The sequence below is a fragment of the Larkinella terrae genome (genome assembly GCF_009668025.1).
GTDB classification, from domain to species: domain Bacteria; phylum Bacteroidota; class Bacteroidia; order Cytophagales; family Spirosomataceae; genus Larkinella; species Larkinella terrae.
The window spans coordinates 447,320-468,544 of record NZ_WJXZ01000001.1 but is presented as its reverse complement, the minus strand read 5'-3'; the positions used below and the strand labels follow the sequence as shown (position 1 = coordinate 468,544).

Below are 21,225 nucleotides of genomic sequence, written 5' to 3'. Positions count from 1 at the left end.
CGTCGCATACTTTTTCTATGGGAAAATTACTCGCTTCCTGGGTTCTCCTGATCTGGTTCCAATCGACATTGGTGGCCCAACCGGCCCCTTCTCCCCGAAACCTTTCCGAAACGACATTTGCGGCTCCTCCCGCTACCTACGGCATTCGCTGCTGGTGGTGGTGGCTGAACGGTAACGTGACCAAAGCCGCCATTACCCGCGATCTGGAAGCGATGAAAGCCAAAGGGTTCAGCGGGGCCTGTATTTTCGACGCGGGCGGTGCCGAACAGCGGGGCAATAGCCAGGTTCCCGAAGGACCGTTGTTTAGCTCCCCGGCCTGGCGCGAATTATACCTCCATGCCGTTCGGGAAGCCGACCGACTCGGTCTGGTGCTCAGCATGAGCATCCAAAGTGGCTGGAATCTGGGCGGTCCGGATATTACCCCCGCCGAAGCCGCCAAGAAACTGACCTGGTCGGAAATAACCGTAAAAGGGCCAATGCACTTCCAGCAGGAATTGCCGCAACCGGCGACGAAGGACGACTACTACCGCGAGGTGGCCGTGCTGGCGTTTCCCAAGCCCGCTCACACGCATCCGCCCATCAAAAATCTGGCGGCCAAAGCCGGTACGATTGAGTTAGGCGGCTCCGCACCCGATACGCGCTTCCTGCTCACCGATACGACCGCAACGCCCGGCGAAGCGGACGCTTCACCGAAAACCGTTCAGAATCTGACCGCTAAATTGAGTCCGCAGGGCAGGCTCGACTGGCAGGTTCCCGCCGGTGAATGGACCATTATGCGGTTTGGCTACACACCCACCGGGGCTGAGGTTTCGACGTCCAGCGGAAAATGGCAGGGCGCCGTGCTCGATCCGCTCAACGCCCGAACCTTCAACCGGTACTGGGATACGCACGTCGAGCCGATGTTGAAGCTGATCGGCCCGCTGGCGGGCAAGACCCTGAAATACCTGCAAACCGATAGCTGGGAAGCGGGGGGCTGCAACTGGACCGAGCAGTTTGCCCAGGAGTTCCGGAAACGACGCGGGTATGACATCGTTCCGTTTCTGCCAGTGGTGGCCGGAAAAATTATCGGAGACCGCGAAATGAGTAACCGGTTTTTGGCGGATCTGCGTAAAACGATCAGCGACTGCGTAGCCGAAAACCACTATGCGGTTTTTGCCCGGCGATCGCGGCCGTATGGCATCGGTTTGCAACCCGAATCGGCGGGGCCGCACGCCGGACCGTTCGACGGACTCAAGAATTACGGGTACAGTGAGATCATGATGAGCGAATTCTGGTCGCCCTCACCCCACCGGCCCACGCCGGTCAACCGGTTTTTTGTCAAACAGGCGGCCAGTGCGGCCCATATTTATAACAAACCGCTGGTGGGTGCCGAATCCTTTACAACCATCGGCCCCCACTGGAACGATGTCATCTGGTCGGCGATGAAGTCCAGCGCCGATCACGAATTTTGCGCGGGTCTGAATCTGGTTTACCTGCATACCTTCACCTGCTCCCCGAAAGAAATGGGCTTGCCCGGCCAGGAGTATTTTGCCGGTACGCATTTCAATCCTAACGTTACCTGGTGGGATCTTTCCGGCGGCTTTATTCAGTACCTGACGCGCTGCCAGTACATTCTGCAGCAGGGCCAATCCGTGTCGGATGTTTTGTATTACTACGGCGATCACGTTCCGAATATCGCCCGGCAGAAGGCCGACGACCCCGCCCACGCCTTACCCGATTTCGACTATGACGTCATCAATGAAGACCGGTTACTGAGTCTGAGCGTGAAAAATGGCCGGATCGCGCTGCCCCACGGATTGTCTTACCGGGTTTTGGTACTGCCCGATCATCGGATCTTATCGCTGAAAGCCCTGCGAAAAGTGGCCGAACTCGTGAAAGCGGGCGGCACGGTGATTGGTCCCAAGCCGGTTTCGACCGCCAGTCTGGTCGGTTATCCGGCGAGTGAATCGGAACGGAAGGCGATTGCGGACGGTCTTTGGGGGCAGGCCGCGACGGCATCCGGGGAGCATAAAACCGGTACCGGCCGCATCATCTGGGGCAAAACCGCCCGCGAGGTATTACTGGCCGATGGGGTGAAACCGGACGCGCTGTTCAGCCGTGATTCGGTTGATTATTTTCATAAAACGCTGAACGGGAACGATATCTATTTTATCAGTAACCAGAACCCCAACGCGGCTCAATTCAGGGCGACGTTCCGCACCGCAGGACGCCAGCCCGAACTTTGGAATCCCGTTACGGGTGAAGTAAAACCGGCAGCCGCTTTCCAGCAAACGAAGGATCAAACCACCGTGCCGCTGACTCTCGACCCGTATGGCTCCGTGTTCGTCGTGTTTCGGAAAACCATACCGCCGACGCAACAGGGCACGGCGACTCAGAATTCACCGGTTTACCGGCCCGTACAAACGCTGACAGGTGCCTGGCAGGTGGAATTTGACTCCGCCTGGGTCAGTCCGAAACTAATGGCAGGACGTTCGGCAGCCGTCACGTTTGATACGCTGATCAGCTGGACGGACCGGCCCGAAGCGGGAATTCATTTTTATTCGGGCAAAGCTACTTACCGGAAAACGTTTGACCTCCCCGCCAATGGGAGCCAGCCCCTGTACCTGGACTTGGGCGCGATTCAGGACGTGGGCGTGGCCCGGGTTCGGCTGAACGGGAACGACCTCGGCATCGTCTGGGCCCCGCCATTCCGGGTCGCGCTGGGCAATGCGGTGAAAGCTCAGGGGAATCAGTTGGAAATCGAGGTGATCAATAGCTGGCGAAACCGACTCATCGGCGACCGCGACAAATCCAAAGAACAACAACTGACCCGGACAAATGTGACGGTCCGGCCCGACTGGAAACTGGAAAAGTCGGGTCTGTTAGGTCCGGTGCGGCTTCAGGTAGCTCAGGAACCGTGAGTTCGGGCGCAACCGGTTTTCGTCGGTTTTCTCAATTAAAGGACTGGCGAAATTCAACCGGCGACAACTGGGTGTTGGCTTTAAACAGTTTACTGAACGTCTGCGGGTAATCAAAACCGAGTTCATACGCAATTTCGCTCACCGATAAATTCGTGCCGGAAAGTTTTTCCTTGGCTTTCGCAATGATCCGATCGTGCAGGTGCTGCTGCGTGCTTTTTCCCGTCAGGGTTTTCAGCAAACCGCTCAGGTAATTGGGCGAAACGTTCAGGGCTTCGGCAATGTCCAAAACCGTTGGTAGCCCATTTTTGGCCACTGCGTCGCTTTTAAACCGGTCCGTCAGCAGGTCTTCGAGCCGGGTCAGAATGTCGTGGGAGCTGATTTTACGGGTTGTAAATTGACGCTGATAAAACCGCTGGGCGTAGTTCAGCAGTACCTCCAGCTGCCCAATAATGATGTTTTGGGTAAACCGGTCGATGTGGGTGTGGTATTCCTGGCGGATGTTCTGCATGATACCGGTAATGATGGTTTCTTCCGGTTCGGAAAGAAACAGGGCTTCATTCACCGCGTAATCGAAGAACTCGTACTGCCTGATCGTTGTCGCGAGCGGGGTGTGCCACAGGAAGTCGGGATGAAAAATCAGTAACCATCCCGAATGCTCCAGCGGCTCATCCGACCCCGCTTCGATGCCGATTTTCTGGCCCGGTGCCATGAAGGTCATGATGCCCTCGTCGAAATCGTAGACCTGCTGGCCGTACTTTAATTTGGCACCAAAGTTCCGTTTCAGCGCAATGGCGTAAAAATCCAGCACCCAACTCCGGGGGCGATTGGGGGCCATTTCGCGCATCTGCTCAAACTGGACCACGCTAACCAGCGGATGCGCCGGTCCGGGCAATTGCCGGAACTGGTGGAACTCGCTGATGGTGCGGATGTGATGGGGCGGCTGGTTTATCATCCTGCAATATCCTTATTTCTGATGAAATGCGGCCGCAAATTCCCGGGCAAATTCCGTTGTTTTCACCTTGCCCAACACGGCCGGCCGGTTTTGGTAATAATCTTCCGCAATGAGGCCGCTGTGATGTCCGGCCTGCAATTCCACCAGACTTCGGGCCATGCGCGGGGGCATGCCAGCGGTTTCCAGGCGGCTCAGCACCTGTTCGGCCGGGACCACGATCCACTGCAAATCCGGCTGGCCGATGGCTTCGCCTAAAATCCGGGCTACTTCGTTACAGGTCAGCTCGTCGCTGGCCACATACCGCACGGAGCGCCCCACGGCCGGGGTTTCCAGTTCTTCGGCCACGACCGCGGCAATATCCGACGGCGCTACCAGGACAGTGCGGTCTTCCCCACCGTAATTGGCCGCCATGATCCCGGCGGTTTTGATGGCCGGGATAAAACTAAAAAGATTGTAGTAAAACGAAGTCGGGCGAAGGTGCGTCAGGCTTACCTCGTCGGGAAGTTCGTTCAGGATCTGTTCCAGGTGGTGAGCGCCCGCAATTCCGCCGTTCCCGTGATCCAGATGGGCGCCCCAACTGCTTAAATTCACCACCCGTTTTACGCCGGTTTGGCGAATGGCTTCCGCGTAATTGGTGCCGATTGCCCGGAAATAAGGAATCGGGTCCAGATTGGGATCAAAGTAACTTACCGGTGGCACCATCGTGTAGACCGCATCGGCCCCTTTAAACGCCCCGGCCAGAAAACCGGCATCTTTAACGGAGCCAATTGCCGCCGTCGCGCCCATGGCCTGAATCGCATCCCGTTTCTCCGGATTGCTGCTGATGACCGTTACGTCGTGTCCTTTTTGTACCAGCTCTTCGGTGAGCGGTTTACTAATGTGTCCTAATGAACCTGTGACAATGATTTTCATACGATTGCTTTTTACAGGTACAAAAGTCGCCAATTACCCAGCCGGAGACGTAACAAAATCTATGCTTCTCGTGTCAATATATACGGATTTACAGACCCAACTGGAACGATACCTTAACGGCAAACGGCGTCACATTCGGATGTTGCCGGTAGGTCAGCCGGTGAATCCCTTCCACGCGAACCAGTTTGAAAATATTCTCGAAACCGTAGCCGACCTCCACGTACGGATCACGCTGGAGCGAATAAATCGGGGCCAGCGCCCGGCCGGAGGCATCGTGCGTGGCCATCAGGTTGCGGTTTTCCGGGCTTAAACTCCCCCATAACACCCGAGAATTGACGAAGCTGCGCCAGCCCAGCCGCCGGATCAGCGGCACCCGGTTGGTGAGCAAACCCTCGAATTTGTGTTCCAGCGAAACCGATGCGTACCGGTCACTGACAAACTCGGCGTAATTCATGAGGTTAAACGCGTTGCGGTTGTAAAACGGCGACTGGTTGCCGACGTGGACCTGCAACAGCGGATAGGGCAGGGTGGAGGGCGTAAAACCGGCCTGAACGGTGAACTGCGTCCGCCCGAACAACCCCCACCGCAGCGTATGATCCAGCTGAAACTGCCATTTGTGGTACCCGCCGAACGAACCACCGTCGAAAGCGGCCGTGCCGTAGGTGTAGCGGAGGCTGATGATTGGAGCGGTTTCGGTGGCCCGGCGCTGAATCCGGCGTTTTGTAACCCGACGGCTGGGAATCCGGCCCGGGACATACCGCAGTTCCAGAAAGGCTTCAGTGCCCCAGAAGCTGGAACTGAGCGCCGTTTGCTGCGTATCCTGAAGAGATGGGCGGAAAGCAAAAGGGAAAAGCGGGTCGATGTGACGGTAGCGAATACCGGCGGTCTGGATGAAATCGGCGCTCCAATCGCGTTGAACGGACAAACTCGTTTCGTTCTGGTAGTACGCGTGTCGGTATTGACTAAACCGGCTGGTGGTCCGCAGAAACGGATTGTCGGCCAGATCCTCCGTCCGAAAACCGAGTTGTTCCAGGTCGTAGCTGCTCTTTAACGTAATCAGGGTCAGCGGGTGGCGGGTGGGTACGAAATTGATTTCTCCGCCCATCTTCCAGACCTGATCGCGGGTTCCGTAGGCCCCGTACGCCGACAGTTGCCAGTTGCGGCTGAAGTCATTGTTGGTCTGTAGTCCCAGCCGCAGGCGGTGTCCTTCGATCCGGTTATAGGCCCAGAGCGAAAAAACCGATCCGATATCGACGCCTTTGGTGAGTGGTGCATAGCCGCCGTTGAGCACAAACTGGCCCGACCGCCGGACGAATTTGAAAACCGGCAGGTTTCGCACCGTGTCCAGCAGCGCGCGCGTCTCCTCGCTGGCTGCGGTTTCGGGTACGCTCTGCCGTTGGGCCTGCCAGTATTCCGCCGAAGCCGCTTTGGCATCCTCGGCCAGCTGCACCTCGCTGTCAAAAAAATCGGTGGGTCGGGGATTTCCCAGCCGTGGCTGGCGAACCGTGGTGAGGTATTCTACCGTGGCGCCGAACGTGTTCCGGACGATTTCGCTCGCCTGAATTGTCAGGCGGGTAACTTCCGGAAACCAGACAGTTGAGGTGTCGCTGGCGGTTTCGTACGTCTGCTGAATGGCAATCGCTTTGATGAAATTGACATTGGCGGCCGCGCCCACCTGCGCTTCTATCTGTACGAGGGCATAGCTGAGCGTGTCGATCCATATTTTTCCTTTAAATACCAGATCACGCTCGTTTTTGGGATCAAAGTCGATGACGTAGCAGGGATGCAGTCCGACCAGCGCGGTATCGGCCAGAAAATAGGTGTAGGCCGTTCGTCCGTGCCCGGCCAGGGGCGACACAAACTCTTTTTTGAACAGACTGACGGTGTTCTGGTAAAAATTGAGCGTGTTAAAACCGGCCCCCGTAAAGAGCGCAATGAAACTGTCGTCGGTCAAACCGGCGCTGCTGATGTTGGTTTTCAGAATTTGCTCCTTCTGGCGTTCCGGCTGGCGCCGGGCGTAGAGCTGCGAAACGGTTTCCGAGAAAAAGATGGGCACGTTAGCCGACGGTTTTCCGCCTTGTTTCTGCTCGATGGCCCGCAGAATGGCCTGCACCGGTTTTCGCTGGCGGAACTGTTCGGCCATCTGGCTGATGCTGATGGAAAGCTGGCTGTAAGCCTGGTATTCATACGCCCCGGTCTGCCGGAAATCATTCTTAAACCGATGTGCATGGACGTTGCGGAGGATTGGATAGGCCGGATTTTCGCCCGCCCGAATCACGACTTCATTCAACTGCGTTGCCGCCGGTTTTAGCACAATTTCAAGAGTTTGTGCGGGGTTGATTGCTATGGTGGTTGGCTGGTAACCCATCGCCGAAACCAGCAGCGAGTCGGCCCGCTGGGTCAGCGTTAGGGTAAACCGGCCATTTTCATCGGCCACGGTGCCAATGGCTTTGCCTTTCACCGCGACCGAAGCAAAAGGAACGGCGACTCCGGACGGCGTTTCGGTGATGCGGCCCGAAAGCGTTTGAGCACCGGAAACCGGTTGGCCGGTTGTTGGACGGCCCGTCAGAAGCAATCCCGAAAGAATCAGCTGAGTAAGCGTAAAAAACCGGCTGAAGCCGGGAACGAGGGAATTAAAACGTGAATGCATTTCCTGCTTGTTGTTTACTGTTGGTAGGTACAGCATTGACCGCGCAGGAGGTCTTTACCCCTACGCGCAAGCAGGATGGTTTGACTGAACGGTAAGTTTCGCCGGTTGAATTGGTATTTAAACGGGATCAATCGGCAGGGGTACGGTTTGGTAAAAGTGGGGGAAATAAGCGATCCCCACCCTTACCAAACCGTTATCCGTTCGTTTTCGGGTTTATACATTTTATCGCCCGGCTGCACATGAAATGCTTTGTAAAACGGCGTGAAGTTCATCAACGGGCCGTTCACCCGCCACTTGGCCGGGGAGTGCGGGTTCGTGTTGACGTACATGCGCAAATATTCATCCCGGGTTTTGACGCGCCAGATGCGGGCTACCGAGATAAAGAAACGCTGATCAGGCGTAAAACCGTCCAGTTTCGTGGTGTCTTTGCCCTGTTCCGTCAGTTTAAAGGCATCGTACGCGATGGCAACCCCGGCCAGATCGGCGGTATTTTCCCCCACGGTCAAAGCACCTTTGACGTGAACGGAATCCAGAACGGTAAACGAATTGTACTGATCGATGACCTGCTGGGTTTTCGCTTTGAATTTGGCAAAATCCGCTTTGTTCCACCAGTTTTTGACGTTGCCCACTTTGTCGTACTGGGCGCCCTGATCGTCGAAGGAGTGCGTTATTTCGTGGCCGATCACCATGCCGATGCCGCCGTAGTTCAGCGCATCATCGGCGTACACATCGAAATAGGGCGATTGCAGGATGCCCGCCGGAAACACGATTTCGTTGAGCGGAGGATTGTTGTACGCCGTTACCGTGGGCGGAGTCGTCAGCCATTCCGTTCGGTCGACCCGCTGCCCGACTTTCGCCAGGTTGTAGAGGTATTCGTTTTTTGTGGCCGACAGGCGGTTTTCAAAATAAGCATCGCGTTTGACGTCCACTTTCGAATAATCCCGCCATTTATCGGGATAACCGATTTTTTCCGTGAACGCATGTAGCTTTTCTTTCGCTTTGGCCTTGGTGGAATCACTCATCCAATTCAGACGGCTGATGCGGGCTTCAAAAGCTTTCTTGAGGTTGTCGACCAAAACCGCCATTCGTTTCCTGGCGGTTTCCGGAAAATATTTTTTTACGTACACCTGAGCCAGGGCCTCGCCCAGCGAGTTATCAACCGCCTGCGTCATTTCCTCGCCCCGCGGTTTCTTCACCGCCTGACCGGTCAGAATTTTCGTGTACGCAAAAGCCGCATCGCCAAATGGCTGGCTCAGGAAATTCGCGTAGTTAGTCAGCGCGTGGGCTTTTAAATACACTTTCCAATCGTTGAGGGAAACCGATTTCAACAGCTTATTCAACTGGTCGTAATACGCCGGTTGTCCGACGTTGACGGAATCCGCCCTGACGCCCAGGTTGTTTAACAGGCTCGACCAACCGAGAGTTGGGTGTTTTCTGGCCAGAACCGCCACCGCCAGCTTGTTGTAATTCGCCTTGACATCCCGGAGCTCCACATTCGTCCGGTGGGCGGTGGCCAGCTGTTTTTCAATGGCGTAGGCAGTAGCTGCATTTTTCTCCGCCGTCGTGGCATCCGTCCCGGTCAGCTCAAATAAGCGGCTGAGGTATTTTTTATACGCGTTTTGAATCGCAAGCGTCGAGGAATCGGTTTTGAAGTAATAGTCTCTTTCAGGCAAACCGATTCCGGTTTGGTAAAACTGCGCAATGTTGATCGTACTCTGTTTGTCGTCGGGGCCAACCGAAAAACCGATCAGCGAACCATCGCCGGTTTTCTGTTCTTCGGCCACCAGCTTCAGCAGCGAAGGCACATCGGTCAAAGCATCGATGCGGGCGAGCACCGGTTTGATGGGTTCGTACCCGCGTTTGTTGATCGCGACGGTGTCCATGCCGGACGCGTAAAAGTCGCCCACCTTTTGTTCGATGCTTCCGGCCGGATTCTGGCTGGCAGAAAGGCTGTCCAGAATGCCCTGCAACCGAATGCGCTGCGGGTAATTCAGAAAAGAATATGAACCGACGCCGGTTTGACTGGCCGGTATACGGGCGGTATCGGACCAGATGCCGTTGACGTACGTGAAAAAATCATCCCCCGGTTTTCGGGTCGTATCAATTCCGGTGATGACAACCCGTCTGGTTTCCGAAACGTGCTGACAGGCTCCTGCCAGTAACAGAACCAGCGCGCAATACCCTACTATTTTCATGGTTGTTACTTGATAAAGATTGACGGGTTTTCGGCCTTTAAGGTACTAACTATCGGGATAAATTGTAAATGAGCCAATTCCGGTTGACGGAATCCAACGCCTTCCAAAAAAATGAGCCTGTCGGAAAAACCGGCAGGCTCATTTGGTAATGGATTATATAACCGGTTAAAAATCAGCGTCGAACGTAATTTTCTGGTCTTCTTTTTCTTTCGTAGACGACATGACGCCCGCTTTCTGGTATTCACCCACGCGTTTTTCGAAGAAGTTGGTTTTGCCCTGCAGCGAAATCATATCCATGAAATCGAACGGATTGGTGGAGTTATAGACCTTCTGCAAACCAAGCGAAACCAGCAGGTGATCGGCCACGAATTCGATGTATTGCTTCATCAGATCGGCGTTCATCCCGATGAGCGAAACCGGCAGCGATTCGCTGACGAATTCCTGCTCGATGCTGACGGCATCTTTGATCATCGCGTACACCTCCGACTCCGGCAGTTTGTTCTTGATGTGATCCGTGTAGAGCATGCAGGCAAAATCGCGGTGCAGCCCTTCGTCGCGCGAAATCAGCTCGTTCGAGAACGACAGACCGGGCATCAGACCGCGTTTTTTCAACCAGAAAATCGAGCAGAATGAGCCGGAGAAGAAAATACCTTCCACAGCCGCGAACGCCAGCAAACGCTCTACAAACGTGCCGTTTTCTATCCACCGCATGGCCCACTCCGCTTTCCGTTTCACGCACGGAATGGTATCAACCGCCCGGAGCATTTTATCTTTCTCGACCGGATTTTTGATGTACGTATCGATCAGCAGCGAATAGGTTTCCGAGTGGATGTTTTCCATCATGATCTGAAAACCGTAGAAGCATTTGGCCTCCGCGTACTGCACCTGCGACAGAAAACCGACCGCCAGATTTTCGTTGACGATACCGTCGGAAGCCGCAAAAAAAGCCAGGACGTTGGAGATGAAATGCCGCTCTCCGTCGTTCATATTTTCCCAGTCGCGCTGGTCGAGCGAGAGGTCAATTTCTTCCGCTGTCCAGAACGACGCTTCGTGCTGTTTGTACATTTTCCAGATGTCGTGGTGCCGGATAGGGAAAAGAACGAACCGGAGCGGATCATCTTGTAAGATCGGTTCGATTGCTTCAGGTTGAGCCATGAGCTTATTGACTTATTTGTATGAGTAACGAGCAGAAAATTAAAAAGCGAGCTAACAAAGTTATCGGATTACCGGAGGAATGCAATCGAAAAAATGTGTGGTGAAAGTAAATCGCCAACCGCTTATGGAATAACTACATAGCTATCAAACAGTTGTTGAAATAACGAAATAATAACTTCTTGGAAATCTGCTAAAATTTGATTTTTGCATTGAAAAACAGTCATTTGTACCGCCATCTCGATTTAAAGAGTCTTTTATGTCTTCAATGCCTGTGCCCAGCCCGCCCTTCGTCAGTGCCGTGATGATTACGCTCAACTCCGCCCGCATTTTGCCGGACGTGCTGAGTGCGTTAACCTGGTGTGACGAAATTGTGGTGGTCGATTCGGGCAGCGCCGACGAAACCCTCTCGATAGCCCGGGAATTCGGTTGTCGCACGCTCCACCGCGATTTCGACGGTTTCGGTTCGCAGAAAGGATTTGCCGTGAACCAGGCCCGCAACCACTGGGTGCTGGTGGTCGACGCCGATGAAATCATGACCGATGAACTCCGGGCGGAAATCCAGCTTCGGCTCACGGAAGTGGAAACCGGTCGACTTTCCTTCCGGGGGTTCGAGGTGCCGATCTCGCTGGTTTTTCTGGGGCGGCTGATGCGGTACGGGGGTGAATACAAAATGCCCCACCTGCGGCTTTTCGACAAGCGGTTTGGCAACTACAACACCGCCCGGGTGCACGAAGACGTGGTGCTGAACGGCACCGTTGGCAAGCTGACGAACCACATGCTGCACGACAGTTACGGGAGCATTCACGAGTATTTCGAGAAGTTCAATCGCTACACCACCGCCGGAGCGCACGACCTGCAGGCCCGGGGAAAACGGGGGTTCATCACCCAGATGATTTTCCGGTTTCCGATTACGTTCATCAAAGAATACCTGATCAAGCGCAATTTCCTCAACGGCTACCCCGGTTTTATCTGGTCGCTGTTTTCAGGGATGTATCCGGTGGTGAAATACGCGAAACTACGGGAGTTGCGGAGTCGGCACACCTACACCTCGGGCCGGGTTGCGGCCGAATCAAACCGTTCCCGTTCGAATTAAAGCCCGAAACCGCTCCGGTTCTTGTCCCGAACAAAAACCGGTGGGCGATTGACTTTTGGACAAATGAATAGCCTTCTGTTCGAGTAAAAACCGCCGACTTCCCGCTCTTTACCGTATTTCCCGATTAGCGCTACAAATCTATGCAGATCATTATTACGGGCGGAGCCGGTTTTCTGGGCCAGCGGCTGGCGAAAGCACTTTTGAAGAGCTCACTGGCCTTCGATGAGTTGGTACTGGTCGATATTGTACTGCCGGACAATCCGGGAAATGACAACCGGATAAGCTGTCTTCAGGCGGACCTGTCGAAAGAAGGAGCGGCCCAAAAACTGATCCAGCCCGAAACCGGTTTCGTTTTTCATCTGGCCGCGGTCGTGAGCAGTCAGGCCGAAAAAGAATTTGATCTGGGCTGGAAAGTGAACCTCGATACGACCCGGAATTTGCTGGAAGCGTGTCGCCATCAGCATCCGGGCATCCGGTTTGTGTTTGCCAGCGGCATGGCGGTTTACGGCGGTCAGCTGCCGCCCGTCATCAATGAAGCAACGGTGGTTACTCCGCAGTCGTCGTACGGCACCCAGAAAGCGATTGCCGAATTGCTCATCAACGATTACAGCCGGAAAAATTTTGTCGATGGGCGGGTTTTACGCTTGCCAACCATCTGCGTTCGGCCCGGCCGACCCAATCTGGCAGCCTCTTCGTTTCTGAGCAGCATCATTCGCGAACCGATCAACGGCGAAAAAGCGGTTTGTCCCGTCTCGCCCGACCTGCCCGTTTTGTTGGCAAGTCCGGATACGATCATCGAAAATATTCTCAAAGGCGCGACGCTGGCGGGCGCAGATTTCGGCGGATGGCGCACCGTCAACATGCCCGCCGTGGGCGTAACGGTGCAGGAAATGCTCGACTCGCTGGAACGGATTGCGGGCAAAGAAACGCGGGCGCGGGTCGAATTCCGGCCCGATCCGGCCATCAATGCCATTGTCAGCAGCTGGCCGGGCGCCATCGACAACAGCCGGGCGCTCGGACTGGGGTTCAACGTCGACGGGCCTTTCGATGGATTCATCACCCAGTTCATCGCGCAGAACGAGGCAAAACCGGACTAACTGATCACTGCGAGCAGGAAAGAAATCGCATCCGGCGCGTGCAGTGCCGCTGTCGATTCCATCGTCTGGCGGGCGGTTTCGCTGGCCCGGAGCCGCATCCGGTTTTCGTAGGCGGCAATGGCCGACTGAACATCCGGAAAATCGTCGCTGGTCAGGCACTGGCTGAGTTCGAGCGCATCCAGCATCGCCATGTTAACGCCCTCGCCCGCGTACGGCGGCATCAGGTGCGCAGCATCACCCAGCATCGTCAGGTTCGGCAAAGCGTCCCAGGTCTGGTCGAACGGCATGCAATACTGCGGGCGGGGTACAAAATCCGTACTTGCGTTTTCGAACAGTTCCTGCCAGATTTCGTCCCAATCCGCAAATTCGGTTCTGAACCAGGCCAGCACCTGCGCTTTGTTTGAAAAATCAATTCCGCTTTCCCGACTCCAGTTTTCAGCGGTTTTTGTGCCCGTATAAAAAACCAGACTTTCGTCGCCTTTTGAGCTGACAATCAGGCTTTTTTCGTCGCCCATCGCGAAGATTTTTCCGCCATTCAGGAGCTTGTGCACGCGGGGGCTGGCGGTTTTCGACTGATAAATCGCCCCTTCCACGATCGTAATACCGGAATAAAATGGCTTGATGGACGTGATGTACGGGCGAATTTTCGAGTTGGCGCCATCGGCCGCAATCACCAGATCGGCAACGACCGACGGGCGGTTTTTAAATTCCAGTTGCCAGGCGTCATTTTGTGGAGATAAAGCAATCAATTGACTGTCCCAAACCACCGTGCCGGGCTGTAGCGACTCCAGGAGAATGGTCTGCAACGGCCCACGATCAATTTCCGGCCGGGTGGCTTCGTCGGTTGCGTTGGCGTGATCGTCGAAAACAATCGTAGCGGTTTTATCGACAATCCGCAGTTTGTCAGCGCCGGGTCGGTAATTCGCCCGAAACGCAGCTATCAAACCGGCTTCCTGCAACGCCAGCAAGCCCGATTCTTCGTGCAAATCCAAGGTTGCGCCTTTGGGCCGGGCGTCCTTGTGGGCATCCCGTTCGTAAACCGTTACGTCGGCCCCGCGCAGTTGCAGCAACCGGGCGAGCGTCAATCCGCCGGGGCCACCGCCCACGACCGCTATTTTCTTCTTTTTAATCGCATTCATGGTTTTGTTTTTTACGTCAACATTCCTTTCGTTACGGCTTCGCAGCACGCCAGCACCAGGTCTTCCGTGATGAGTTGCGTCGGGCGGGACTGGTAATCAAAATACTCACTGATTAGGTCAAGCAGGGGCGAAAACAGCAGGGCTCGGTGGACATCGGGCGGGAAATTCCGGATCAAACCGGCGGCCGTGTGCGATTCCAGAAACCGGTGAATCGGCGCAAAGAACTGCCCTTGTCGGATACCGGCTTTCTGGTAAGCCTGATTCAGCAAAGGCGAGGATTTGCCGTACTGCAGCAGAGCAAACGAAGGGCGGTTTTGGGTCAGATACTGAAATGTGTTTAGCCAGATTTTTTTCACGCCTTCGGCAAAACCCAGCTCCGGGCTGAAGTTTTCCAAAACCGCTTGTTCGTACGCCCCCAGCACTTCTTCGATGAAGAGTTTGATCAGAAAATCTTCCTTGTTCTCGTACTTGATGTAGATCGTGCGCGGGGAAACGTTGGCGGCTTTGGCCAGCCGTTGCATGCTCAGATTTTCCAGCCCTTCCTCCGTAATGATTTGCAGCGCAACGGTTCGGATGGCTTCTTCTTTCGCTAAATTCTTCGGTCGCATCAGGCGCTTTTTCGAGGTTCAGTGAAGTAACAAAGGTAAATAAGTAAACGTTTATTTACTAATAAAATAATTATAAATTTACTTGTTTCCTTTAGCGGTGTAACCAGCAAAGCGTAAATAGTAATAGGTACTAACTGATTGATAGCCAGTATATAATTTTATAATTCAAATAATTGACAGTCGGTTTTCTTTTCCTTTGATTTACAAACGATGCCCGAAAAGACGACGAGTTGCCGTCCTGGGTTCTGCTGGCGCAACCGCTACCCAGCCCGCTGCGCTGACAGACGCCGTGCTGGCCTGGTTTTGAATGTTTCTTCGTTAGATATTGTAGTAACTTGCTGACTACAAATCGGTAAGGACTTTTGAGTCTGGCCGGTTTTTTGTATTCCTACGCAGGATAAACCACCGGAAAGCGAACCATTTTATCGGGAAGGCGTTACAAATAAAGTTGAAAATAATTTGGCGTGTTCAGACTGTCAGTAAGTCGTTTCTATGATTTTATGAAATTATAAATCACACAAGCGATCTAATTTTCTACAAACATGTCGGGCCTGTGGCACTTAACCGGTTTATGGTCAATTGACTTTATAGTTTGCTTTGTAAATCAATAAACTTGAACCGGATCAATTACTTAGCTGAAAATTTAGGACTGGAAACGTACTATTCCTGTCTGTTTAGGTATGAAACATTTTAAGTGTACGCATTGCGGAGAACCGAACTATTTCGAGAATAGCCGGTGTACGCACTGCGAATATCCACTCGGTTTTGTGGCCCGCGAACTGGAATTGTTGCCGCTGGTCGCGCAGGATACCGAGACATTCCAGATTTACGGTCGGGACGAAACGCTTTACCGCTTTTGCGCCAATCACCAGTACGGTGTTTGTAACTGGCTGGTGGAAGACGGTCACTCACGGTATTGCGAAGCCTGTAAGCTGAACAGAACGATTCCCAATTTGAGTAAACCGGCGTATTTGCAGCGTTGGAAAGTCATTGAAACCGCCAAACACCGCCTGATTTATTCGCTCCGGCGCATGAAACTGCCAATCGTCGGCAAATCGGCCGATCCGGAGCGCGGACTTTCGTTTGATTTTCTGGCCGACGGCACCCAGAAACGCGTCCGAACCGGCCACATGCGGGGCTTGATTACCATCAATATTGTGGAAGCGGACGACATTGAGCGGGAAATGACCCGTCAGAAAATGGACGAGCCGTACCGAACCGTGTTGGGCCATTTCCGGCACGAAATAGGTCATTATTACTGGGATCGCCTGATCCGGAACTCCGACCGAATCGACAATTACCGCGAGCTGTTTGGCGACGAGCGCCAGAGTTACAAGGATGCGCTGCGGAACCATTACCAGCAGGGCCCTCCGGCGGGCTGGAATCTGAACTACATCAGCGCCTACGCCAGCGCCCACCCCTGGGAAGACTGGGCCGAAACCTGGGCGCATTACCTGCACATTCTGGATACGCTGGAAACCGCTTATGCCTTTGGGTTAAGCGTTCAATTTCAGTCGGTTATTGATTCGATGAATGTCGTTCAGGAAGAAAAAATCGACCCGTATGATCCCGAAGATTTCAAAACGCTGATGGATTTGTGGGGGCCGTTGTCGTTTGCCATGAACAACTTAAACCGCAGCATGGGCCATTCGGATCTGTACCCGTTCGTGATTCCGCCGGGCGTCATGGAAAAGCTGAGTTTTATCCACCGGGTTTGTTACCAGGCCCGGAAAAGCTACTAAACCGTCAGTCGCCGGTAAAAACCCTCCTCCAGTTCCAGCAAATCCTGGTGCGTTCCGCGCTCGACGATTTCGCCGTTCTGCACCACCAGAATTTCGTCTGCGTGCTGAATCGTGCTGAGCCGGTGGGCAATCACCAGTGTCGTGCGATTGGCCATCAGCCGGGTCAATGCTTCCTGCACCAGCTTTTCCGATTCGGTATCCAGCGCCGAAGTGGCTTCGTCCAGAATCAGAATGGGCGGATTTTTCAAAACCGCCCGGGCAATGCTGATGCGCTGCCGTTGCCCGCCCGACAACCGGCCACCCCGGTCGCCGATTACGGTTTGGTAGCCCTGCGGCTGGGCCATGATAAACGCATGGGCGTTGGCAATTTCGGCCGCCCGCATCACTTCTTTTTCCGTGGCCGTGCTGCCGAACGCGATGTTGTTGAAAATGGTATCGTTGAACAGAATGCTTTCCTGCGTCACGATGCCCATCAGGTTGCGGAGCGAATGCATCGTGCAATCCCGTAAATCCACGCCGTCGATCAGAATCCGGCCTTCGGAGGGATCGTAGAAGCGCGGAATCAGGTCGGCAATCGTCGATTTTCCACCCCCCGACGAACCGACGAGCGCAATGGTTTTTCCTTTTTCGAGCGTAAACGTAATGCCTTTCAAAACCGGTCGATCGGGGTTGTAGGCGAAGGAAACATTCTGAACCTCAACCTTCTGTTTAAAACCGGGCAGTTCAACCGCGTTGGGTTTATCCTGAATAACCGGTACGGTATCGATCAGTTCCAGCACGCGTTCGCCCGACGCAATCCCGCGCTGCGATCCGCTGAAGGCGTTGGAAATTTCCTTGGCCGGGCGCGTTACCTGCGAGAAAATGAGCAGAAACGTAATGAAGTCCGAAGCGGAAAGATCCGATTGGTGCGTCAGGACGAGCGAACCGCCGTAAAGCAGAATAATGGCGACCACCGAAATGCCCATGAATTCAGAAAAAGGAGACGCCAGCTCGCGCCGGTTGGCCAGTGACCGTACGGCTTTGCGATAACCATCATTTTCGGTCTGGAATTTTTGGGTCACGAAGGGTTCGGCGTTGAAGCCTTTCACGACGCGCATGCCGCCGAAGGTTTCGTCGAGGAGGCTCAGAATCCCGCTTAGCCGCTGTTGCCCGGCCTGCGCATCCCGCTTCATCCGCCGGACGAGCATGGCAATAAAACCGCCCGAAACCGGGATGACCAGCAAGGCAAAAAACGTCAGGTTAACCGAAATGCTGAACAGGGTAATGACGTAGGCAACCAGCAGAAAAAGCTCCTTGGAAGCCGCCGAAAGGCTGTTGGCGATGGAATTCTCGACTTCCTGCACGTCGGTGATGGTGCGGGCAATGAGGTTACCTTTGCGTTCGCTCGAGAAAAAACCGAGGTGCAACTGAATGGCTTTGGTAAAAACCGTCTCCCGCAACCGCGCCACCATCCGGGCCTTGAATCCTTCCAGTTGCCGGACCGACAGGTACTTGAAAACGTTGTTGAGCAAAACCGTCGTAACCACGATCACGCAGACGAACTGCAGGGCGCCCAATTTGCCGTATTGCCGGAAAAAATGCGCGAAATAATATTGAAAGATTTCCCTGGGCGTGGTGTCAAATGACAACTTCGGGGCTGGTTGGTTGAGGAGTGCCTGCAACTTGGCCGGGTCCACTTTATCGAAAAGAACGTCCAGTAACGGAATCAGCAGCGTAAAGTTCAACACGCCGAACACGCTGGCTAACAACGACGTCAGTAAAAACGGCGTCAGAAAGCGGCCCAGCGGTCGAGCGTAGGAAAGTAAGCGAAAATAGGTCTTCATGTGGTGCAAAGATACACAGACTATGATTACGGTGATGGACTATGATTGGAGTGATGGACTATGATTACAGTGATTAACTTGATTCCGATAATGGGGATGGTGAATCATCGTTCAATTATGGCAGAACACCGTGCCTAATGATTCCCCTCACCGCAATCAAAATTAATCACAATAATCATAGCCTAAGAATCTTAGGTATATTGTTTTTATTTGTATACTTGTCCTCATGAGCAGCAATCAGCAGTTACTTAAAGGAAGTTTGTCCGTCATAATCCTGAGATTACTCGAGGAGCAGGAACGCATGTATGGCTACGAAATCACGCAGAAAGTAAAGGCCCTGACGGCGGGCGAGATGACCATTACGGAGGGCGCGCTGTACCCGGCGTTACACAAACTGGAAGCGGAGGGTTTGCTGACGACTGAGACGCAGGTGGTGGAAGGCCGGGCGCGGAAATATTATTCGCTGACGAAAGAAGGGCATACCGAAGCCGTCAGCCGGATTTCGGAACTGGGCGTTATGCTGGAAAACTTGCAACGGCTTTTGAATCGAGGACTGGACCCGCTAAAACCGGCTATTTGACATGACACTGACCACCGACCAACTCCGGGCGATCGACCGCCACCTGCGGAAAGACAACTGGCTGCTCAACGAAGACCTGATTGCCGAACTGGCCGACCACTACGCGAATGGCGTAGAAGAACGAATAGCCAGCGGTATTCCGTTTGAACTCGCCATTCTCGATATTCACAAAGGATTCGGCGGGCGAAAGGGATTGCTGAAGATGGAAGAGGATTACTACACGAACCAAAGCCGGGGATATTTCCGGAATTTTAAATCGATTCTGGGTAGTTATTTTCGATTTCCACGACTTTATCTGACGGTTTTTGTTACGATTGCCATTTATCTTTTAAACGCGACGTATCCGCTCTTTTTAAAATCCATATACCTGGGCGGAGTGTTTCTGGTCATCCTTGCCCTTTCTTATATTCTGGCATTTCGGCAATTGGCTTACTGGAATAAATCCGGTGTTGGCCGAATGGGATTGCAGGGGCTAAATTCTGCTTTGTTTATCGGCTATTATTCGCAACTGTTTTTGCCCGAAAAATTGGTTCAGGGATTTCACCCGGTTTTTACGACGCTGATTTGTATGGTGTTCTTTTTATAAGAGATGAGCACATTGGAGCTCTTTATGAAATACACCAAAAAACGGGTAAAAACCGTATAATCTTCGCCCATGCTGACGCCACACCAACTTGCCATTCTCCGCCAGGATCTCCGTACGCTGGCTCACATCGAATACGAAGAAGTCGAAAACGAGCTTCTGGACCATTATGCCACGCTGACCGAGCAGAAAATGGCGGAAGGGCACGATTTTGAGCAAGCCAGTTCGTATGCCTGGGCGGAGTTGGGTGCGGGCGCCGGTTTGAACGCCATTCAGCGCGATTTTGAAAAGAATATCAGAAAGCAAATCTCAGCCCGGCATCTGGAAATTTTGAAGAGTTATTTCCGTTGGCCGACGGTTGTGACGACAGTTTTAATTGGAGTATTACTTCATTATATAACTCCCTTGATTCCGGCACGGTTTATTCTAACTGGTATCTATTTTACCATCTTGACTCCGATAGGAATTTTATATTATTCCTACTTAAAAAGGCGTGGGCAAGGTAGCGATAGCCGTAAGATTATATGGACACATTTAAACGCACGTGTGGCTTTTTTTGTGAATATTTTTCATGCTTCGCTTAGCATTTCATTTCAAGGGGAAGGTGCAGCTAAGGTGCATTTTTTTCAAACGCATGCCACTATTTTATGTATTTTGGAATGTATTGTGATTGTCTATCTGTTCAGTTTCGTTCAAGTTTACAACGAAAATTTCCGCTATAAAACCGCCTAATTGTACCCACGGACTGTTAGTCCGTGTGAGCCTGTTAGTTCATGGTGTTCGTATATGACGGGACCCCACGGACTAACAGTCCGTGGGTACGTTTACACAAAAAATCAGTGGTGCGCCAATCAGAAGCGCCGGTTTTCACGTTATTTGTAGCGTACAAGCTCGCAACCAACCGCATGCACTACCGTTATCTGGCTCTCAGCCTGCTTCTTTTCCTCAGTTCCTGCGGGATCATTTCGCCCGGCTCTTCCAAATCCGACAAGTTTTCGACCAGTCCGGAGAAGTTTCCCGTTCAGCCGGGGCTGGTCGATGAAGCATCCGGAATCGTGGCCAGCAGCACGATGGACGGGCGGTTGTGGGTGGAAGAAGACAGTGGTAATCCGGCCGAAATCAACCTGATGACCACCGACGGCAAACTGGAAAAGCGGTTTCCGTTGGCAGGCATTTCCAACCGCGACTGGGAAGATCTGGCAATTGGGCCGGGACCACAAAGTGGCGTTTCGTACCTATACATGGCCGATATCGGCGATAACCTCAAGCAAAACGACGTTAGCTACATTTACCGGTTTCCCGAACCGAAAAATACGAACGAAAATATCACCGGTATCGAGCGAATCAGCTTTCGGTATTCCGACGGCCCGCGCGACGCCGAAGCGATTTTACTTGATCCCCAGACCCGCGATCTCTGGATTGTCAGCAAGGCAGAAGAAAAAGTGCACATGTACCGATTATCCTATCCCCAAAGCACAACCGATGTCATCAAGGCGGATTATTACGGCGAATTGCCGCTGAACCTGATTACGGGCGGGAGCGTTTCGGCCGACGGCAACGAAATCGCCCTGATATCGTACCTGGGGGCGTATCACTGGCGCCGGAAAAGCGGTCAGTCGCTGGCGGATGCCTTGCAAAAAAACAGTTACACTTCTCTGGCAACCGACCCCATCGGGACGCAGAGCGAAGCGATTTGTTTCGATAAGAATAGCAATGGCTATTACACCCTGCCCGAAAAAGGTAACCAGGCTTCCGTAACTTTAAACTATTACAAACGGTTATAGTGGATCGAAGAC

Annotated in this window: 16 protein-coding genes; 8 read left to right on the top strand and 8 right to left on the bottom strand. The window is 53.4% G+C overall.

Annotated elements, in window-relative coordinates; translation table 11 throughout:
• Positions 1 to 17: 17 nt before the first annotated feature.
• Positions 18 to 2,900: a glycosyl hydrolase gene (locus GJJ30_RS01845; RefSeq protein ID WP_154172555.1), complete on the top strand. Its 2,883-nt coding sequence runs from the start codon at positions 18 to 20 to the stop codon at positions 2,898 to 2,900.
• 31 nt (positions 2,901 to 2,931) lie between these two features.
• On the opposite strand, the gene GJJ30_RS01840 is transcribed toward GJJ30_RS01845, so the two are convergent.
• The 5 genes from GJJ30_RS01840 to GJJ30_RS01820 form a co-directional block, all read right to left on the bottom strand.
• The gene (locus GJJ30_RS01840) at positions 2,932 to 3,852 is read right to left on the bottom strand and encodes a helix-turn-helix domain-containing protein (protein WP_154172553.1); all 921 of its coding nucleotides are present in this window, start codon (positions 3,850 to 3,852) and stop codon (positions 2,932 to 2,934) included.
• Positions 3,853 to 3,864: 12 nt separating this feature from the next.
• Complete coding sequence (locus GJJ30_RS01835) at positions 3,865 to 4,764, bottom strand: NmrA family NAD(P)-binding protein (RefSeq protein ID WP_154172551.1); 900 nt, start codon at positions 4,762 to 4,764, stop codon at positions 3,865 to 3,867.
• An 88-nt stretch (positions 4,765 to 4,852) separates the two neighbouring features.
• Positions 4,853 to 7,414 (bottom strand): DUF5686 and carboxypeptidase-like regulatory domain-containing protein, encoded by a 2,562-nt coding sequence (locus tag GJJ30_RS01830; protein ID WP_170299095.1) that lies wholly within the window; start codon positions 7,412 to 7,414, stop codon positions 4,853 to 4,855.
• Positions 7,415 to 7,596: 182 nt separating this feature from the next.
• Complete coding sequence (locus GJJ30_RS01825) at positions 7,597 to 9,609, bottom strand: M13 family metallopeptidase (protein WP_154172546.1); 2,013 nt, start codon at positions 9,607 to 9,609, stop codon at positions 7,597 to 7,599.
• 165 nt (positions 9,610 to 9,774) lie between these two features.
• Positions 9,775 to 10,764 (bottom strand): ribonucleotide-diphosphate reductase subunit beta, encoded by a 990-nt coding sequence (locus tag GJJ30_RS01820; protein WP_154172544.1) that lies wholly within the window; start codon positions 10,762 to 10,764, stop codon positions 9,775 to 9,777.
• 256 nt (positions 10,765 to 11,020) lie between these two features.
• Between GJJ30_RS01820 and GJJ30_RS01815 the strand changes: the two genes are divergently transcribed.
• Both GJJ30_RS01815 and denD read left to right on the top strand, forming a co-directional pair.
• The gene (locus GJJ30_RS01815) at positions 11,021 to 11,857 is read left to right on the top strand and encodes a glycosyltransferase family 2 protein (RefSeq protein WP_154172542.1); all 837 of its coding nucleotides are present in this window, start codon (positions 11,021 to 11,023) and stop codon (positions 11,855 to 11,857) included.
• Positions 11,858 to 11,997: 140 nt separating this feature from the next.
• Entirely contained in the window at positions 11,998 to 12,954 is a 957-nt protein-coding gene (gene denD / locus GJJ30_RS01810; protein ID WP_154172540.1) for a D-erythronate dehydrogenase, read from the top strand.
• On the opposite strand, the gene GJJ30_RS01805 is transcribed toward denD, so the two are convergent.
• Together GJJ30_RS01805 and GJJ30_RS01800 are read right to left on the bottom strand one after the other, a co-directional pair.
• Entirely contained in the window at positions 12,951 to 14,093 is a 1,143-nt protein-coding gene (locus GJJ30_RS01805) for an FAD-dependent oxidoreductase (protein ID WP_154172538.1), read from the bottom strand. The genes denD and GJJ30_RS01805 overlap by 4 nt on opposite strands.
• Positions 14,094 to 14,104: 11 nt before the next feature.
• A complete protein-coding gene (locus tag GJJ30_RS01800; protein ID WP_154172536.1) occupies positions 14,105 to 14,701 on the bottom strand; it encodes a TetR/AcrR family transcriptional regulator in 597 nt (198 codons plus the stop codon).
• Positions 14,702 to 15,381: 680 nt separating this feature from the next.
• Between GJJ30_RS01800 and GJJ30_RS01795 the strand changes: the two genes are divergently transcribed.
• Positions 15,382 to 16,443, top strand: coding sequence for a zinc-binding metallopeptidase family protein (locus GJJ30_RS01795; protein ID WP_154172534.1), 1,062 nt, complete (start codon positions 15,382 to 15,384; stop codon positions 16,441 to 16,443).
• Here the strand turns inward: GJJ30_RS01795 and GJJ30_RS01790 are convergent.
• Complete coding sequence (locus GJJ30_RS01790) at positions 16,440 to 18,266, bottom strand: ABC transporter ATP-binding protein (RefSeq protein WP_154172532.1); 1,827 nt, start codon at positions 18,264 to 18,266, stop codon at positions 16,440 to 16,442. The genes GJJ30_RS01795 and GJJ30_RS01790 overlap by 4 nt on opposite strands.
• A gap of 226 nt (positions 18,267 to 18,492) precedes the next feature.
• Here GJJ30_RS01790 and GJJ30_RS01785 point away from each other — a divergent pair, with 226 nt between their 5' ends.
• From GJJ30_RS01785 to GJJ30_RS01770, 4 genes are all read left to right on the top strand, one after another.
• On the top strand, positions 18,493 to 18,846 hold the full coding sequence (locus GJJ30_RS01785) for a PadR family transcriptional regulator (RefSeq protein ID WP_154172530.1): 354 nt from the start codon (positions 18,493 to 18,495) through the stop codon (positions 18,844 to 18,846).
• A 1-nt stretch (position 18,847) separates the two neighbouring features.
• Positions 18,848 to 19,432 carry a hypothetical protein gene (locus GJJ30_RS01780; RefSeq protein WP_154172528.1) on the top strand — a complete coding sequence of 195 codons (585 nt, stop codon included), beginning with the start codon at positions 18,848 to 18,850 and terminating at the stop codon, positions 19,430 to 19,432.
• A 69-nt stretch (positions 19,433 to 19,501) separates the two neighbouring features.
• Positions 19,502 to 20,161 (top strand): hypothetical protein, encoded by a 660-nt coding sequence (locus GJJ30_RS01775; protein WP_154172526.1) that lies wholly within the window; start codon positions 19,502 to 19,504, stop codon positions 20,159 to 20,161.
• A gap of 173 nt (positions 20,162 to 20,334) precedes the next feature.
• A complete protein-coding gene (locus tag GJJ30_RS01770) occupies positions 20,335 to 21,213 on the top strand; it encodes a PE-PGRS family protein (RefSeq protein ID WP_154172524.1) in 879 nt (292 codons plus the stop codon).
• Positions 21,214 to 21,225 lie beyond the last annotated feature (12 nt).

Bases quoted from the DNA above. Each gene is read 5' to 3' on its own strand.
- GJJ30_RS01845 (WP_154172555.1), top strand. From the start codon at position 18: ATGGGAAAATTACTCGCTTCCTGGGTTCTCCTGATCTGGTTCCAATCG.
- GJJ30_RS01840 (WP_154172553.1), bottom strand. From the start codon at position 3,852: ATGATAAACCAGCCGCCCCATCACATCCGCACCATCAGCGAGTTCCAC.
- GJJ30_RS01835 (WP_154172551.1), bottom strand. From the start codon at position 4,764: ATGAAAATCATTGTCACAGGTTCATTAGGACACATTAGTAAACCGCTC.
- GJJ30_RS01830 (WP_170299095.1), bottom strand. From the start codon at position 7,414: ATGCATTCACGTTTTAATTCCCTCGTTCCCGGCTTCAGCCGGTTTTTT.
- GJJ30_RS01825 (WP_154172546.1), bottom strand. From the start codon at position 9,609: ATGAAAATAGTAGGGTATTGCGCGCTGGTTCTGTTACTGGCAGGAGCC.
- GJJ30_RS01820 (WP_154172544.1), bottom strand. From the start codon at position 10,764: ATGGCTCAACCTGAAGCAATCGAACCGATCTTACAAGATGATCCGCTC.
- GJJ30_RS01815 (WP_154172542.1), top strand. From the start codon at position 11,021: ATGTCTTCAATGCCTGTGCCCAGCCCGCCCTTCGTCAGTGCCGTGATG.
- denD (WP_154172540.1), top strand. From the start codon at position 11,998: ATGCAGATCATTATTACGGGCGGAGCCGGTTTTCTGGGCCAGCGGCTG.
- GJJ30_RS01805 (WP_154172538.1), bottom strand. From the start codon at position 14,093: ATGAATGCGATTAAAAAGAAGAAAATAGCGGTCGTGGGCGGTGGCCCC.
- GJJ30_RS01800 (WP_154172536.1), bottom strand. From the start codon at position 14,701: ATGCGACCGAAGAATTTAGCGAAAGAAGAAGCCATCCGAACCGTTGCG.
- GJJ30_RS01795 (WP_154172534.1), top strand. From the start codon at position 15,382: ATGAAACATTTTAAGTGTACGCATTGCGGAGAACCGAACTATTTCGAG.
- GJJ30_RS01790 (WP_154172532.1), bottom strand. From the start codon at position 18,266: ATGAAGACCTATTTTCGCTTACTTTCCTACGCTCGACCGCTGGGCCGC.
- GJJ30_RS01785 (WP_154172530.1), top strand. From the start codon at position 18,493: ATGAGCAGCAATCAGCAGTTACTTAAAGGAAGTTTGTCCGTCATAATC.
- GJJ30_RS01780 (WP_154172528.1), top strand. From the start codon at position 18,848: ATGACACTGACCACCGACCAACTCCGGGCGATCGACCGCCACCTGCGG.
- GJJ30_RS01775 (WP_154172526.1), top strand. From the start codon at position 19,502: ATGCTGACGCCACACCAACTTGCCATTCTCCGCCAGGATCTCCGTACG.
- GJJ30_RS01770 (WP_154172524.1), top strand. From the start codon at position 20,335: ATGCACTACCGTTATCTGGCTCTCAGCCTGCTTCTTTTCCTCAGTTCC.